Annotated in this window: 10 protein-coding genes and 1 pseudogene; 4 read left to right on the top strand and 7 right to left on the bottom strand. The window is 58.9% G+C overall.

Annotated features, from left to right (window positions below):
- Window positions 1-171: 171 nt before the first annotated feature.
- Together GA0061098_RS38285 and GA0061098_RS47115 are read left to right on the top strand one after the other, a co-directional pair.
- The gene (locus GA0061098_RS38285) at window positions 172-2,010 is read left to right on the top strand and encodes an NEL-type E3 ubiquitin ligase domain-containing protein (protein WP_091966572.1); all 1,839 of its coding nucleotides are present in this window, start codon (window positions 172-174) and stop codon (window positions 2,008-2,010) included.
- Between the two features lie 251 nt (window positions 2,011-2,261).
- Window positions 2,262-2,387: a hypothetical protein gene (locus GA0061098_RS47115; RefSeq protein WP_283808033.1), complete on the top strand. Its 126-nt coding sequence runs from the start codon at window positions 2,262-2,264 to the stop codon at window positions 2,385-2,387.
- A 2,120-nt stretch (window positions 2,388-4,507) separates the two neighbouring features.
- Here the strand turns inward: GA0061098_RS47115 and GA0061098_RS46565 are convergent.
- Together GA0061098_RS46565 and GA0061098_RS44335 are read right to left on the bottom strand one after the other, a co-directional pair.
- A pseudogene (locus GA0061098_RS46565) lies at window positions 4,508-4,724 on the bottom strand (methyl-accepting chemotaxis protein); the annotation flags it as partial.
- Window positions 4,725-4,892: 168 nt separating this feature from the next.
- On the bottom strand, window positions 4,893-5,129 hold the full coding sequence (locus tag GA0061098_RS44335) for a hypothetical protein (RefSeq protein ID WP_129591058.1): 237 nt from the start codon (window positions 5,127-5,129) through the stop codon (window positions 4,893-4,895).
- A 157-nt stretch (window positions 5,130-5,286) separates the two neighbouring features.
- On the opposite strand from GA0061098_RS44335, the gene GA0061098_RS38270 reads away from it, so the two are divergent.
- Window positions 5,287-5,904: a J domain-containing protein gene (locus GA0061098_RS38270; protein ID WP_091966566.1), complete on the top strand. Its 618-nt coding sequence runs from the start codon at window positions 5,287-5,289 to the stop codon at window positions 5,902-5,904.
- A gap of 799 nt (window positions 5,905-6,703) precedes the next feature.
- Here GA0061098_RS38270 and GA0061098_RS38265 read toward each other — a convergent pair.
- The 4 genes from GA0061098_RS38265 to GA0061098_RS44330 form a co-directional block, all read right to left on the bottom strand.
- Complete coding sequence (locus tag GA0061098_RS38265; RefSeq protein ID WP_091966563.1) at window positions 6,704-7,705, bottom strand: pectinesterase family protein; 1,002 nt, start codon at window positions 7,703-7,705, stop codon at window positions 6,704-6,706.
- A 256-nt stretch (window positions 7,706-7,961) separates the two neighbouring features.
- Complete coding sequence (locus tag GA0061098_RS38260; RefSeq protein ID WP_091966561.1) at window positions 7,962-9,260, bottom strand: glycoside hydrolase family 28 protein; 1,299 nt, start codon at window positions 9,258-9,260, stop codon at window positions 7,962-7,964.
- A gap of 1,255 nt (window positions 9,261-10,515) precedes the next feature.
- Entirely contained in the window at window positions 10,516-10,815 is a 300-nt protein-coding gene (locus tag GA0061098_RS38255) for a hypothetical protein (RefSeq protein WP_091966559.1), read from the bottom strand.
- 356 nt (window positions 10,816-11,171) lie between these two features.
- A complete protein-coding gene (locus GA0061098_RS44330; RefSeq protein ID WP_129591057.1) occupies window positions 11,172-11,516 on the bottom strand; it encodes a hypothetical protein in 345 nt (114 codons plus the stop codon).
- A 17-nt stretch (window positions 11,517-11,533) separates the two neighbouring features.
- Here GA0061098_RS44330 and GA0061098_RS38250 point away from each other — a divergent pair, with 17 nt between their 5' ends.
- On the top strand, window positions 11,534-12,970 hold the full coding sequence (locus tag GA0061098_RS38250; RefSeq protein WP_091966557.1) for an MATE family efflux transporter: 1,437 nt from the start codon (window positions 11,534-11,536) through the stop codon (window positions 12,968-12,970).
- 586 nt (window positions 12,971-13,556) lie between these two features.
- On the opposite strand, the gene GA0061098_RS38245 is transcribed toward GA0061098_RS38250, so the two are convergent.
- Window positions 13,557-14,726 carry a Wadjet anti-phage system protein JetD domain-containing protein gene (locus GA0061098_RS38245; RefSeq protein ID WP_091966555.1) on the bottom strand — a complete coding sequence of 390 codons (1,170 nt, stop codon included), beginning with the start codon at window positions 14,724-14,726 and terminating at the stop codon, window positions 13,557-13,559.
- Window position 14,727 lies beyond the last annotated feature (1 nt).

The following is a 14,727-nucleotide window of genomic DNA, read 5'->3' as shown; positions in this document are numbered from 1 at the left end:
GCCGAGATTGAGTCACTGTTCCAAAATCGTCGTACCGACAGTCATGCCGGCTTCGGTGCCATCGTTGCCACCTTACGTCGATAGTCTGTCAGCTTATCGAAAGCTAAGTGTCTTAGGTCCTAGAGCAAGTCACCAGGGGCTGAGTCTACTCAGCTTCGAAAGGAGGGTGAGATGGATCCTTTTGAGGCAGGACAGATTCAGCGCGGCGGTCGCATCCCTTCTGCATCTTCCGGACAAGAGGGCGGGGAAAACGGCGCGGCGGCGCGGTGGAACGCAGTCATGACAGGCTACGCAGCAAACTCCGGGGACTCAGCCCATGCAGAGGAAAATGAGGACGAGGTGCTTGAGAATTGGGCTGCTGAAACGGAGGTGGGCCCGCTCGAGGATCGGGAAGAAGCAGTAAGGCGAGTGAATGCTCGCGGCGAGGCCACTAGGCTGGATCTCGAATCGCTGTCCCTTACTAGCCTGCCTAGACTTCCAACCAGTATCGTCGTGCTCGATGTGCCCTTCAATCGGCTGACCACTCTGCCCGATAGCCTCCCTGCTTCGCTCCAGCGTCTTGACGTTAGGGGCAATCAGCTGACCAGCCTGCCCGCGCTTCCGACCGAGCTCAGAGGTCTCGATGCGAGCTCCAACCGGCTCAGGAGCTTGCCCGAGGTCCTACCTGCTGCGCTGGAGTTTCTCGACCTCAGCCACAATCAGTTGCTAGATCTGCCCAACGTCCTCCCTGCTGCGCTCCAGTATCTCTACGCCAACCACAATCAGTTGACGGATCTGCCGGAGGTCCTTCCTGCCACGCTCCAGTTTCTCGACGTCAGCGAAAACCAACTAACGGGTTTGCCGGAGGCCCTCCCTGGTCGACTGGCATTTCTCGACGCCAGCCAAAACCAGTTGACGAGTCTGCCCGAGGACCTGCTGACGCAGTTGGGCGTTGGTGGCCGCATAGTTCTGACTGAGAATCCGCTGCCGGAGCAGGTGCTGACGAATCTGGAGACAGTCCTAAGCGCCGAGAGCTATGTCGGTCCGACCGTCCACCTTTCACGCGATGACGAAAGCGAATTGTCCGGTGAATTGTCCGGCACAGACGATGGACAGGGCGATGCTCTCATTGAAAGGGTCGCAGACTGGCTCCGGGGCGATCCACAGGAGGGCGATCGAGAGGTGCTGGCAGCTTGGCAGAGCGTTGCCGAAGAACCGGGAGCCCGGGAATACGCGCTCTTCCTTGGTAAACTGTTCGACTCCGTGAACTCTGGGAATGAAGAATTCCGGCAGTCGGTGGCCAATGATCTGCGGCAGGCGGCGAAAAACCCGCAATTGTGCACGCGCTACTTCCAACTGGCCCTGGACGCCAACCAGAGCTGCGAGGATCGCAGAACTTTGACCTGGAACGGCATGCAGACCGCACGCCTCATCGCAGACGTCGAGAACGGCGCCTATAACAACAAGGCCCGGCTTCCCGATCTCATCGATCTGGGGCGGGTCATGTTCCGCCTGGACGCGCTGGAGAGAATTGCGCGCGAGAAGGTTCACTCGCTAGGCGCGGGCAACAGCGTCGAAGACATCGACGTCATTGAGGTCTTTCTTGCTTATCAAAACAAGCTCCGCGAGCGGCTGGGACTGCAACACGTCGCCCCGGACATGCGCTTCTTTGAGGTCTCCGGCGTCACCGACGCTGACGTTGACAGCGCAGAGACATCCGTGCGGAACAGGGAGGCGGCGGAATTCGCCGACTATTTGGCGGCGGACTGGCAACCTTGGGACGACGTCGTGCGTCGCATCGCACCGGAGGATCACGCCAGGACACAGGACCAGCTCATTGCTTCAATGGGGACGGAGTTCGACAGCCGGCTGCAGCAACAGCTCACCGACAAAGGTTTGATCGGGGTCGAAGCTGACCTTGTCGAGGATGCCAAGCGAGAGTTGGGTGCCGCAGTTCGCAAAGAGATCGCCCTTGAGATCAAGGGGGCTCTCAGAGATAAGGTGCTCAATGAGCACGGCCTCACCTTATGAAGCGCCTTTGCCGTATTAGAGCAACTTCCGGCCCGGTCACTCCTAGGTCGTCCTCAATCCGGATCGTTGTCTCAGCTCGCCGGTGTATGCGAGGGCAGCTCTGAGCGTCTCGGATATTGTCGAGACCAACCTTCAGTGAAGGAAGCCCTTCTCTATTCCGGGCCGACGAGACTCTGGACTACGAAATCCGCAACAACGAGGCTGGATCGGAAGGATTGCCAATCCGGATGGAGAATCTGGGAAAGTTTGTCATGCGCGCGATCCGTCGGGCGGCTCCCCGACGCTTCCTAGCGGTGCTCGCGAAGCTGCCGCTCCAGATCAATGGCTTGATCGGCATTCTGAGCGCGCTTCAGCAAGGCGCTGCGTTCATCACCTGAAGGCTTTCGCTCCGCTTGATCTCGCATATCCCGTGCGAACTGCGTCTATCTCGTTTCCAGAGACTCTGTTTGCTTGAACCGCCTGCCCTTCAATCCCATTGCGACCTCCTTCTACTATTGCAACGATCGTACGCCCTCATGCTGCGCGCCGCAGGAACATATGTTTATTTTCGGCTCAAACTTATGAACGAGCTCGCGTGCAGCAATCCTTCGGAAGATGCAACAAATGTTGGTTCAACCAGCGTGGACTTGGCCTTCTGAGCTGCATACTCAAGCTACTCTTTGAGCTTACGCCCCAGTCTCCAGCGGCTTCGCGTTCTTGGCTGGCGCTGGGCGATTTTCGCCCGTGACACCTTCCCCATTGGACAAGCTCCTTGCCTTCGTGCTTGCCGAGGCTAAGCGCGGCGACGCCGGTGGATTTTTTTGACCGCACCGACAATTGAAAACCTGCCTTTGACGGTCTTTTCTTCTGTCATGCTTCCCGCCCCTTGGAGGGGTAGGCGATGTATCCGCTTTTGAGCGACACCTTCATAGTCGAGCTTGCTGGCGGCAGCGAACAGGGCTGCGCGCCGCCTTCATGACGCTCGCTATAGAGCATAGGATTCTCCAGCCTATGCCGGTCAATCCTTCAGTAGCCGCTCGCGCTCCAGCTGCGGCTCCGGACCAAGGTCCGTGCCATTGAACCAGAGCAGATCGAACCGAAATACGGCAACTGTCCTGGTCAGCCAGATCTGCCAGCATCTCGGAAAAGCTCGCCCCTTACGGGTGACAACGATCTCGCCGTCCACTATCGCCTGACCGGGAATCCGAATTCTGCCGGCAATGGCCGAAAACACCTTCCCTTCAAGGGGCGCCGCTGCGAGGGTGGTGAAGCCCGGAAGTCAAGATAGGACTGGCGAGCCGACCGGGTAGGCTTCGCCAGCAACTCACAAAAATACCCGCCGCTGGTCTTGGGGCCAATGAACGTCCAGGATCGGTCGGAGCTCCATTCCAATCGAGCGGCCGCAATCGGCAGGCTCTAAGCGCGAAAATGTGCGGGTGGCCCTAGCCTGCTTAACGTGTGTGAATCCGCGTTTAGCGGGAGTCAGATACGATATTCAATGATTTGGATAATCAAAATGGTTGGGGGACTGCTGCTGGGGCTTTCACGCGGGTGAGGCAGCTACAGCTTCGCGGCATACCTAGACTCTCGGGAACGACCGAGGTCGGCCGGCGGGCAGTGGCAGAGCTCGCGGCTGAGATGGTTGAAATGGATTGACTGTCTTTGTTCGGGCGAGATCGCCGACCCCTTTAAGATACGCGGGTGTTTGTCGAAGCATGAAAGGTCGGAAATTTGCTAATGGGCAGAGGACCAGAATGCTTAATAGAAGCCGGGACTTTACCCTGAATGCAGGCGAGCATCGGCGAAATGGCAATCAGCTAATTCCTATTGGATTCCTGGGAGTTGCCACCATCGTAATGATCGCCTGGCTTGCAGGGATAGCTTGGCGAGTTGGAGTTTAATCACGTGGATTCTACAGTAAGCACCAAGACGCCGGAGGAAGATTTCGCAGGCCTTTCCGACCATTTCATTATTCGAATGTATGAGCTCATTCGTGATCAGGTGGCGGCGGACGCACCAGCGGGCACACGGCCTGTTGGAATTCCGGCGAGGCATCGCGCCGACAGTCTGCTTGCTGAGATCAACCGCAGGGGACTTTATTGCAGGCCTATCGATTGGCCACCCTTGTAGGTGAAAGGCGAGCCGAGCTGATGGCGACCTGAACGCATTCCGGCAGGTTCGCTTTCTTCGATCGAAGCCGCTGGAGAGCCATCAGACGCACAGTAACAGATGTCGCCTCACCAATGTTCGGAGCTGCCGCGACCGTTTTGCCGCCCCATTTAGCTTTGACTTCGACCTGACGAAAAGCGGCAATCATCCCATTCGCAGGCACCCCCTTTCAAGCAAAGTGGCGCTTTGCACGGACTACCTATTGTCGGCAGCTGCTGATCTCAGGCCCCTATTGGGCTCTTATGCCTCAGTCGCGCCGCCCAAGAGGTCGGCGTGGAACATACATCCGATCAAGGTAAAGGGACATCACGCACTCGAGCAGGGCTTCTTCAGGAGCGTCAAAGCTTTGCTAAGCCGCCGCTACGGTGGCCAGGAATCTCTGCACTTCCAGCTTCAGACGGTTGCTATCCTCAGCCAGGGACGTGGCAGCGGCAAGCACCTGCGTTGACGCGGTGCCCGTCTGATCCGCACCTCGAATTGACTTCGGCGATATCTGTAGCGACCTGGGTCGCACCAATTGTCGCCTGCTGCACATTCCGGGCAATCTCCTGGTTTGCATCGCCTTGCCAAGCACCTCCTACGGCTGCCGTGCCAGCGCTAGCATCCACCCGCTCCAACAGCGAATCGTTCGAGACTGTGCTGGGTAGGCTGGTGAGCAGGGCGCTTCGTCGGCGGCGCGCAGACGCTGTGAGTTGCGTTGATCCGTGAACGAGCGGCTCCGAATGCCTTTCAAATCAAGACAATGCGCTTTCTGTTTCGCTACGCAAGACGGAAGACTTTCCGAGCTTCGAAGGAAGATTCAGAAGACGTCGCTCGCTTTCGTCGTTGCGCAGATTACCGCCGAGCAGTGCCTTCGCATGGCTTTTTTTGAGTACTCGCCCCGTGCCATTCAAGACCTCCATGTGCAGAACCCGACAGCAAATTTCGATTGAGTCGATCGGAAATCTCAAAGAGATGATGGTCTGAATCAACTTCGCGACTCCTGGCATGTCAATTGCTGGAAAGTGCCCGCTACATCATGCCACTAACTAGACGCAAAGGCCGAGTCAGACCCGACTTGCCGTCCAAACCAAGTCTCTAGCATAGAAGCGGCTCTGTTAACTGCCGCTCCGCCAACGGAGCCAGGTCATGTTGATCGACACATCCGAAATCTTCGACTCCATTCGCATCAATAAGCAGGAAGCGCAGGAGCGCCAGCCCGCGGCGCTATGCGAATGGCCTGGCTGCCAGAACAAGGCTACCCATCCCGCGCCCAAGGGCCGCGACAATGCGCGCGCCTATTGGCACTTCTGCATCGACCATGTTCGCCAATACAATCAGTCCTACAATTTCTTCTCGGGAATGGACGCGGAAGCGGTTGCGCGCTACCAGAAGGACGCGCTGACCGGCCATCGTCCGACCTGGAAGATGGGCGAGAACATCAGCGCACACAAAATGACCGGCAGCACTGCCAATTTCGAGGACGACTGGCATGCCCTCTGCACGCTCGTCGAGCTGAACGGACGCGCCGGTGCCCGCCACCGCGCGAAGGCCGAACCTGAGGCGCGCAAGATTTTCAATGTCGAGGGCAACGCGTTGCAGGTGATGGGCCTGAATGCCAATGCGACGCTCGGCGATATCAAGGCGAAGTACAGGGCGTTGGTCAAGCAGCACCATCCCGATGCCAATGGCGGCGACCGCTCCACGGAGGATCGCCTGGTCGAGATCATCAAGGCCTACCAGTACCTGAAGACCGTGGTGCGCTAGAGTTAGCCCGAACATCTCAGCGGGCCTCAACGGCGCATCGGAAGTGGAGGACGGAACTATCGAGAGCTTTGCTCCGGCGACGCGGGCAGTTTGACTTCCCTGGCTAACGCTTTCGGGCGACCATGGATGACAATCGACACGATGACCGGTTCGTTTCGTTCCGCGCAGCGGTCAGGAAGAAGGGCCGGAAAAAGGGATGCGGCAAGATCCTGCGCACGTGGCGGCTGCATCGGCCCAGCGGTGAGTTCGTGGAAATGCCAAACGGCTCCTTCCACTCCAGACGGCTGAGTCGCTACTACCGCCGGTTGGAAGCTCCAACAGAAGTGAGCACGATCGATCCCTCCGTTGTTCGAGAGGCAACACGAAAGTACAAACCTTTCCGGGGACACTCGTTGGCTGTATGGAAAGGATTTCGGCGCAGAAGCGACCCGTCCAGGCCTATTCGCTCGGTGGCGCGGGATCAACGATCGATTACGAGAGCGGGATCGCGGGGTTCACGGCCGGTTCTGACATAGCCAGGGGCTGTAGCGCCCCGCGCTACCCACCTATCTCAAGGGCTCTGCCGATCGCCGCGAGGCAAGGCAGCCATCGTGAACTTGATCGCCTTCCACACCGTGCATCGCGTTCATCCAGCACTGGGCTATCGCACGCAGTTGCGCGTTTCCCTGTTCGTGAGTAACCGTCTGGTGAGGTTTTCGATTAGCCACAAATATGGTGCCCAGCGCGATGTCGGTGACAGCCCACGCCGCCGTCATATCCGCACTCCCCCGTCATTCATCCGACGATCGCCGTCGTCTCGTCACCATTGCCTTGTCTTCCATCGATACGGTTCTTTTGGCAGCCAATCTGTGGCGCCTCCGAAGAACACGCTCAGCGACCATCTCGCAGCTTCGCCATCTGTCAGTTGATGGGAGTGAGGCTCGCGGGCTGAGGGGTTGGCCCCGACGCCGAAGGATCTGTGTTCAGCATAATAGCTTGTCCTCAACGTATCGGTCTTGCCGGGCGTCCATTCGCGCCACCCTTCCGCGATCACGGGGGCATCTATCTTCGCCGACAGGAAGACCACTGTGGCGTAGGGGCGCCAGGGGCGGCCAAGTGCGATATAGCGCGCAGCAGGGTCGGCAGTTAGCCTGCAATGATCAAAAACATAGCCACTGTCCTCATCCGGCGCTGCCTTGCTCTGAGCGGTATAGATGACCGCTTGATTGGCAATGCCGTGCAACTCACATTGCCGGAACCAGGCCTTGGCGTTGCCAAATATGAAATCGACATGCCCTTCGATGTAGCAGTTCGAGAAGTATTGTCGTGACATTCTGCCGTTTGGTCCCTTACCGGCAAACAGCGTGTCCTGGGCACCGAGCAGGCGGACCCGCGTAACGACGTCTCTGTCTCCGGTAATGGACAGCGCTACTGCCTGCGAGGGTGGATTGGCCGGATTGAGGGCGTAGTCGTTCTGGATGGTTAGATTCTCGAGCCGGAAGTCATCGCCAGCGGCATCCAGCGTCGCCGAACGGCCGGTTCCTCCTACATTGATCGCGCCGTCGCCATACACAATGACCGTATCCTCCGGCTTCCTGCCAGTCCCTTCGATATGAATACCGGATTTGGAGATTTTGACCTTCTCGCGATAGATGCCCGGCGCGATCCGGACATTTCCCCCTTCCGTCGGCAACGCGTCGACGGCTTGCTGCACGGAGTGATAGTCTGCATTTCCGGCATGCGACACCGATACTGGCTGAGCGTACGCTGCCGAGACGAAGAAACATCCAGCCAGAAGCGCGAACGGCACCAAAATTCGCATGTGATCTCACTCTTCGTTGAGTTCGCAGCGCGTTCGACGCAGCCGATATAAGGTACCGCCGCGGGATAGTCGCCGTGCATGGTCAAACACATTTTTCGCGCCGAATCAGAACCTGCACGTCACCTTCGCATTCGCGGCCCTGCAAACCGTCGTACAATTGCAACCACCTCGGGGCATGAGGCTGACCTTCGTCCCGACCGGTCATCTTTGCGCCAGATGCGGAGCTCAGCACCGAGTTCGGCACCGAGTGTAGTGCTTACCGATTGCCGTCGCGGAATGCCCTGGAACATACCTCCGATCCGCGCAGCAGCGGTTCTGCAGCTCGGCCGGGCAGCGGCGGTGATACGTCGGAATGTTTTGCGGTGACGTTCGCATGTTCAACTTGCCAAGTCGCGGAATTGGCAAATCGGACGTCTTCGAGTGTCACGTCAAGTGCATGCCCCTCGTCCAGGCCGCGCATCAGCAACACACCGGTGTCGCCATGCACATGACGGAGAACGATTTGCCGATAGACCGGAATCCTCGTGCCTTGTGCGCGCGGATCGTACTTTGTATCGAAAGCCACCGGCCACTTGTTGCCCCTCAGGCACACGTACTCATAAGTCACGCTCTCGACCAGACCGCCCCGACTGACATCGCTCTTGATGCGCAGGCCAGACGTCGTACCATCCAGCGTCAGATTGCGCACCAATATGTCTCTGGCCCCGGAATTCACCTCACTGCCGATCGACATGCCATGCCCCCAGCCGAAATAATTATCAATGATCGAGATATGGCTGCTTGAGCCATTATCGCCGGCCTTGATTGCGACGTTGTCGTCACCCGTACGGATCAAGCTGTGGGTGATGGTCACATCCTGACTCGCCCCAAGATCGATGCCGTCGGTGTTGCGGGCATCCGCCGGTGAATCAATCGTGAGGCCCCAAAACGTGGCACCTTCGACCCGGCTCATCGCGACATGAAAATTGGGAGCGTTGCGCAAGGTGACACCAGAGAACGTGATGTCCTGCGCATGATCGATCTGGATTAAGCGCGGGGCGTTCTGGTTGCCGCCCTGGGCTTGGGCGCGCCGGGCTAGCTGCCACCAGCTTTCCGCGCCGCCGCCAATAATTGCTCCGCCCTGACCATCGATGATGCCCTCTCCGTAGATGCCGCCGCCACGCGTTTTGGAAAAGCTGATGAATGGCCGGCAACCGTCGCCCTTGTCCGCGATGCGACCACATTGTCCGAGGCCCTTGTCGTAAGCAGCAGGTTCGGGAATGGCGATCAGCATCGCACCGCGTCCGACCCATAAGGTCACGCCCGATTTCATCTCGAGTGGACCTGAGTGATACTCGCCGCGCCCGAGATAAACTGCAGCGCCAGCGGGGCAATGTTCAATGGCGTCCTGTAGGCTAACTGTATCGTTCTTGCCGGAAGGCACAGGGCGATCGCAGACCGTATGAGGTGCAACAGGTTCGGTGATAGTCCGACGGTCTTGCGCCTTTGCGGCGGGGCAGACAATCATGGAGGTCAGTATGGACAATAGGACCCAGTTGCGAAAACGCTTTATCATCGACCTGCTCGTGCTTTGTCACACGCAACCTTGCCGCGTGCGTTGTCTTATTGAGCGCTGGCTCGATCGAGCCGTCGCGCGCGTCACTGGCCCGCGCAAGATGACATTTATAAGACGCAGCAGAGGCCTCGACCGTGCGATCGCGCCGTAGCACCTTGCCTATGCGCGAAAACGACGAAGCGTTGTGCGGTCGTCCAAAATCCAAACAGCTTCTCGGCGTTCTCACAGTGCTTATGTGCCGACCGGGTCCCGATTTGCGGCATCTCAACAGCGCGTCAATCCGTACGCTCCGTCGCATCGACGTTCGATCAAAGACCCGCACTACAAGAACTGACAGCAGCGCCCAGAGTCAGCCGACACTGAAGCTGCCGTTCAGCCTGGAAGGCGCGCCGCAAGATGTGTAGCGACACGTCGTTGGAACGCGCGGCCGGATCGGCTTTCACAGCGGCAAGATCGAGTTCGAGCGCCCGCGGGGTTAGGAAGATGGACTGTTCATCGCCGCTGCCGCTAAACTTTGTCCAAGGCGATCCGCTTCGCTTCGATTGAGCCCCGAGTCCATGCCAGCCTCCCGTCCAGGATCACTGGGTTAGTCCGTATTCGGTGAAGCTTTCGAGAAGCTGACGAGGCTACGGCCGGCACTGGAGCGCATTCGCGCCGGGAAACTTTCTTCCTGGGTTCTCACGAACTTAGGTGACTGCCGTTACCTGCCCTCTTTCGGGTGCATTGTGATCATTTGCGGACATAGTCAGCCAGTCCTCGTCATCCTCCATGCAGTGCCGGACGAGGCATGGTCGGCTTCCGCGGTCAGCACCACCAGTAACTCGGTCTATGAGGGCCGCAGCTTCACCTGGGCGCAGACCCATGAGCGCTGCAATCATGCCTTGCCCACGGCCATAGCAAACCATCGCGTCATTGAACGCGCCCTAGCGTCCCCCTCCAGACAGGTCTACCGGCAATTTGAGCGCCTTGAAGACGAACAAAACGAGCGAACTGCCTGGCTCAAGGTGGAGAGCTCTTCGACATTCGATTCAGGACATCTACGTGAGCAGCCCCCGAAACAGGGCAATTCTAGCCAAAGATGCGGCGATACGTCAGTGCTACTCTTCGCGCATGCGATCAACCAAAAGCCGAGCCTATCGGCAGTGCCGCATCCAGTTGTCCAGTTCGCCCGCCGGGCTCGCAACACCATGCGTCTCAAGATCTTCGCCAAGTCCGTGACAAAACCTTTCGCCGCTAACGTGCGCGGCGGCAGCTTTCAGCGGTCCCATGATCGACTCGAAAACGCCACGGCAGCATCCTGGTCAACAGGATCATCGACGCTTCGCGATTGGGGCGGTCGTGCGTTACGTATTGAATTGTTTGCCGCAGAGTTGCGCTGGCGTTTATCGATCGACGATGAGACCGCTCGCCGCTCAAGGCTTCGCTCCAGATCCGCCAATTCTGCCTTACATTCGGCGACGACCGATCGGGCGCGAAGCAGCTTGACCTTGAGCTCGTCCTGTTGCCTGAGTATTTTCTCAGGATCCCAATCGTCCTGCATCAGCTCATTGACCATCTGCAAAGCACCGATTTAAGGCCGCCGCTTAGCTTCACGAACCCAGGCTCGGTATCTCGCAGATGCCCGGCGCTTGAGTCACCGGCCAAAACTGACGCAAACAAGCGTCCTGAGGTACAACGCCCTTACCCTGGTGTGCACGATCTTGTTGAGGACCGCCATTCGTCCCGAGCCCTTTACAAGACAATCGGATTCTCCCCGGCAAACCGGGCGCGATCCGAAGATGGCAGAGTTCGCGACGCGGGCGCACGGTTTGGAAAGCGCATCAGGAGACCTCTGCCATCGATCAAGCGGGCAAGTTCATCTGAATACCTCAACCGGATGCTGAACGAGCATCATGGTCACAAGTGGTTTCGTCACAGATTCAAGCAACCGGCATGCCAATGCCGCTCGAGCGTTTTTATGAAGAAACGACGTCGGTTTTCCCGCAGCACCTCGTGGGAGGCGATGCTGTTGTCGGGCTTGAAACAAACGACGTCTTGAACGAGACAGCTAAAGTCGCAATCACGACGGTGATTGACTATGGCAGCGGTCAATAGAGAGAAGATTTTGCGGACGTTGACCAGAATGCTCTCACCATTTTTGAGCGGTGGGTTGTTCTGTGAGAACATGCTATCGCTGGCCATGGCGCCGATGATGCGAACGCGACCGCAGCGATAAGATCGTGTCAGCGAGGGCAGAAAGATAGCTGAAGCGCGCAATCCAGGGCAGCGTGTTCATGAGGAAGACAGCAGAAAAAACGCCCGCATCGCGGTCTCGTCGGCTGGCGAAATGGGTAGCTGGCCGTCAACTCACCGACGAACTCGCCGCAACTGCAACACTCGCCACCCCGATCGCGCTCACGCAGCTCGGACAGATCGCGATGATGGCGACGGATCTAGCCTGGATCGGCCATATCGGCACTGAGGCAATGGCGGCAGCCGCGCTTGCCGGCATGATCTTGTCGGTCGGCGTGACCTTCGCAGCCGGTGTGATCTCGGCGGTGGGTCCGCTCGCGGCCCAAGCATGTGGTGCGGCGGACGGAGCTCTGGTACGGCGCTCGGTGCGCATGGGGCTATGGGTTGCAATCGTTCTGTGGGCGCCGATCATGGTTTTGCCGCTGCAGGGCGAGCAAATTGTGCTTGCGCTCGGCCACGAACCAGCCATCGCGCGGCTAGCTCAACAATATCTGTTCGGGCTGGCCTGGGGCATCTTGCCGGCATTGTGGTTCCTGGCGATCCGCAATTTCATGGCGGCGGTCAACTGTCCAACGCCAGCCTTGTGGATCACGCTCGCCGCCATCCCGACCAACGCAGTGTTGGCCTATCTGTTGATCACCGGCCAATTCGGCTTGCCACAACTTGACTTGTTCGGAGCCGGCCTTGCGACCAGCCTCGTGAACAGTGCGACTTTCCTTGCCGGGATTTGGTTCGTCACACAGTGTCGCCCCTATCGCGACTACCAGGTGCTCCGATATCTGTGGCGGTTCGATTGGCCATTGATGCGGCAGCTCATCGTGATCGGGACGCCGGTCTCGGTTGCCATTTTCATGGAATCGGGCCTTTTTTCTGCGACGGCGCTTCTGATGGGTGTGATCAGCACCACGGCCGTTGCCGCCCATCAGATTGCCTTCCAGGTCGCAACGGCCCTGTTCATGATTCCATTCTGCATCGGGATGGCAGTGAGCGTACGCGTCGGACACGCACTCGGCCGCAACGATCTGTCCGGCATCTGGCGAGCAGGTGCTGCCGCCATGCTGCTCGGTATCCTGATCGCGGCGATTGCTACGATTGCGGTGGTCGGCACTCGGTTCGAAATCGCCGAGCTGTTCGTCGGCCAATCGGCTACCAACGCCGACGCCACGATCAAGCTGACTGCAACTCTCCTCCTTGTTGGCGCGAGCTTCTTCATGACTGATGCCGTCCACAGCATCGCGGCTGGCGGCCTTCGTGGCTTAAAGGACACACGCGTGCCGCTCCTCTTTGCTGGCATCGCTTACTGGCTGATTGGGCTTTCGGTCAGTTACGTGCTCGGCCTGAAAACTGATCTCGGCGCAGTTGGTATCTGGATTGGCCTATCGATCGGCAAGGCCGTCTACGCGGCCCTCCTTGTGCTGCGCTTGCAGCTATTGGCGGACAGAGCTCCCATTGCAAGCACGAGCGATGCTCCAGCCTGAGCCTTGAGCCATCAATCGCGCCTTCGCGCTACGCACGTCGAGGCGATGCCTCCAACGAACTTAAGTTTACTCCTCGACACGGAAGCTTGAAGGCCGAGCGCGATCGACCAATCGCTTGATCTTGCGACAAGTTTAAATTGCCCTTCCCGCGCTACCGCACTGCCCGACATGGCCAGGTACAGCGGCGTTGGGACCTCGGCCAGGGCCGAGGTCGGCATCACCACTGAGGACGGCATCAAGTGTCGATGGCCGAGCCGATCATCGCCGCGCGCTTATGGAGACGGCACCAACATAGTGGTGTTGTTGGGCGAATGTCGACAAACCGTTGACCGGCTGGGGCTTTCGTAGTCGAATCAACGGACTAACACCCCGTCATAAGCGATTCCCATTCTTCACTTCTGGAGGCGAGAGGCGGTGCTTCGGAGCGTTGTCGCCATGGTGCCAATGGGATTGTCGAAGCACGGCAAGGGGCCGCCCTACTCATGGCGTCTCTGCGGAACACAGGTGTTGTTCAACAAAGGCCGACGGAGATCGTCGACCGAGGAAGCTCATCCGGATCGACACCGCGTTCATCCGCGGGCATTTTCTAATGAAGCTCTGGCAGGACTGGATCGAGTTCTTCCTGCTCGAGCGTCTTGGCTCCATCTTCCGCCAGATACGCTGCCAGAGCCGCGATACCGGAGGCCGGTGAACACCGAGCGGGTGCCGATTTTTTGAACGGCACTTGCCCCAAACGCTCGGCAACTTCGACGCTCATGAGGTGGGGACGGATCGGTCGATCGACGGCGCGCTCGATGGTGTGGAAGATCCAGGTGCCGTCCGGATCGATGTCCGACCAATGAAAGATCGGCGTCTGTTCGGATACCAATCCTGCGATCGTCCGGAGCGCCTGCTGGGTGGCAAGCGAGGGGTACCCGCCGACATACATGGTCGTTCCTAATCGGCCGGGGTCCGCCTCGGCGATGTGCCGGTTGAAGCTTGCGAAGTTTTCGATCGTCAGAACGTAGGCCGGTGGCTCCCGGAAGCGGACGCGATCTGCTTCCTTGGGAGCGATTCCGAGATAGTGCGGAGATATGCTGGAAAGATCGGCTCCGTCGAGGTCGATCTTGCCCGCGATCAGCAGCGGCGGCGCGAAGCGCTCCAGTCCGATCGCTCGCAGTGCATCGCGGGGACGGGCGCCAGGTGGAAAGTCCATTATGCCGCTCAAAAGCCGGACCACGGCACCCTCGATGCGCTCGAGTATCTTGCTGTGCCCCACCGTACGTCGCGAGAAAGTTTTGTAGTCGACGTCCAGATGCTTATTATCGAGGATCGCCTGGGCGAGAACGAATGCGTGGCGCAGCGTGTCGACATCGGACGAACCGAATCCATGCCACGTCTTACCCCGCGCCCACACCTCTGCGATTTGAGAGCCGCTGTTCTTCAGGGCCTCGTGCAGCGCCACTCCGGCTACAAGCCGCGCGGCGGCGTCCTCCGCGATGCGTGACGCCGGTGTGCGGCCAAGACATCGATATAAGATCTCCGCCGAGGCCAACCGCACGTGCGCCACTTGGTCTCGTTTGGCGCCGCGCCCCCAGCCAAAGGACACCGCGCCGGCACTTTCGGCTTTCCTGATCTGGTTCAGAAAAGCGTCCGCCGCGACTACCGACGAGAAAGCGGCATAGTCGGGGTGGGCGATTGGACTTGCGGCCCCGGCCTCGAAGCGATCGAGCAGGTCGTTCAGCAGGCCGATCGCGTCCGTGAAACGTCGCGCCATG

The sequence above is a fragment of the Bradyrhizobium shewense genome, assembly GCF_900094605.1.
Classification (GTDB): Bacteria; Pseudomonadota; Alphaproteobacteria; order Rhizobiales; family Xanthobacteraceae; genus Bradyrhizobium; species Bradyrhizobium shewense.
Note: the sequence above shows the minus strand (reverse complement) of the source record. Positions and strands in the feature narration are given on the sequence as shown.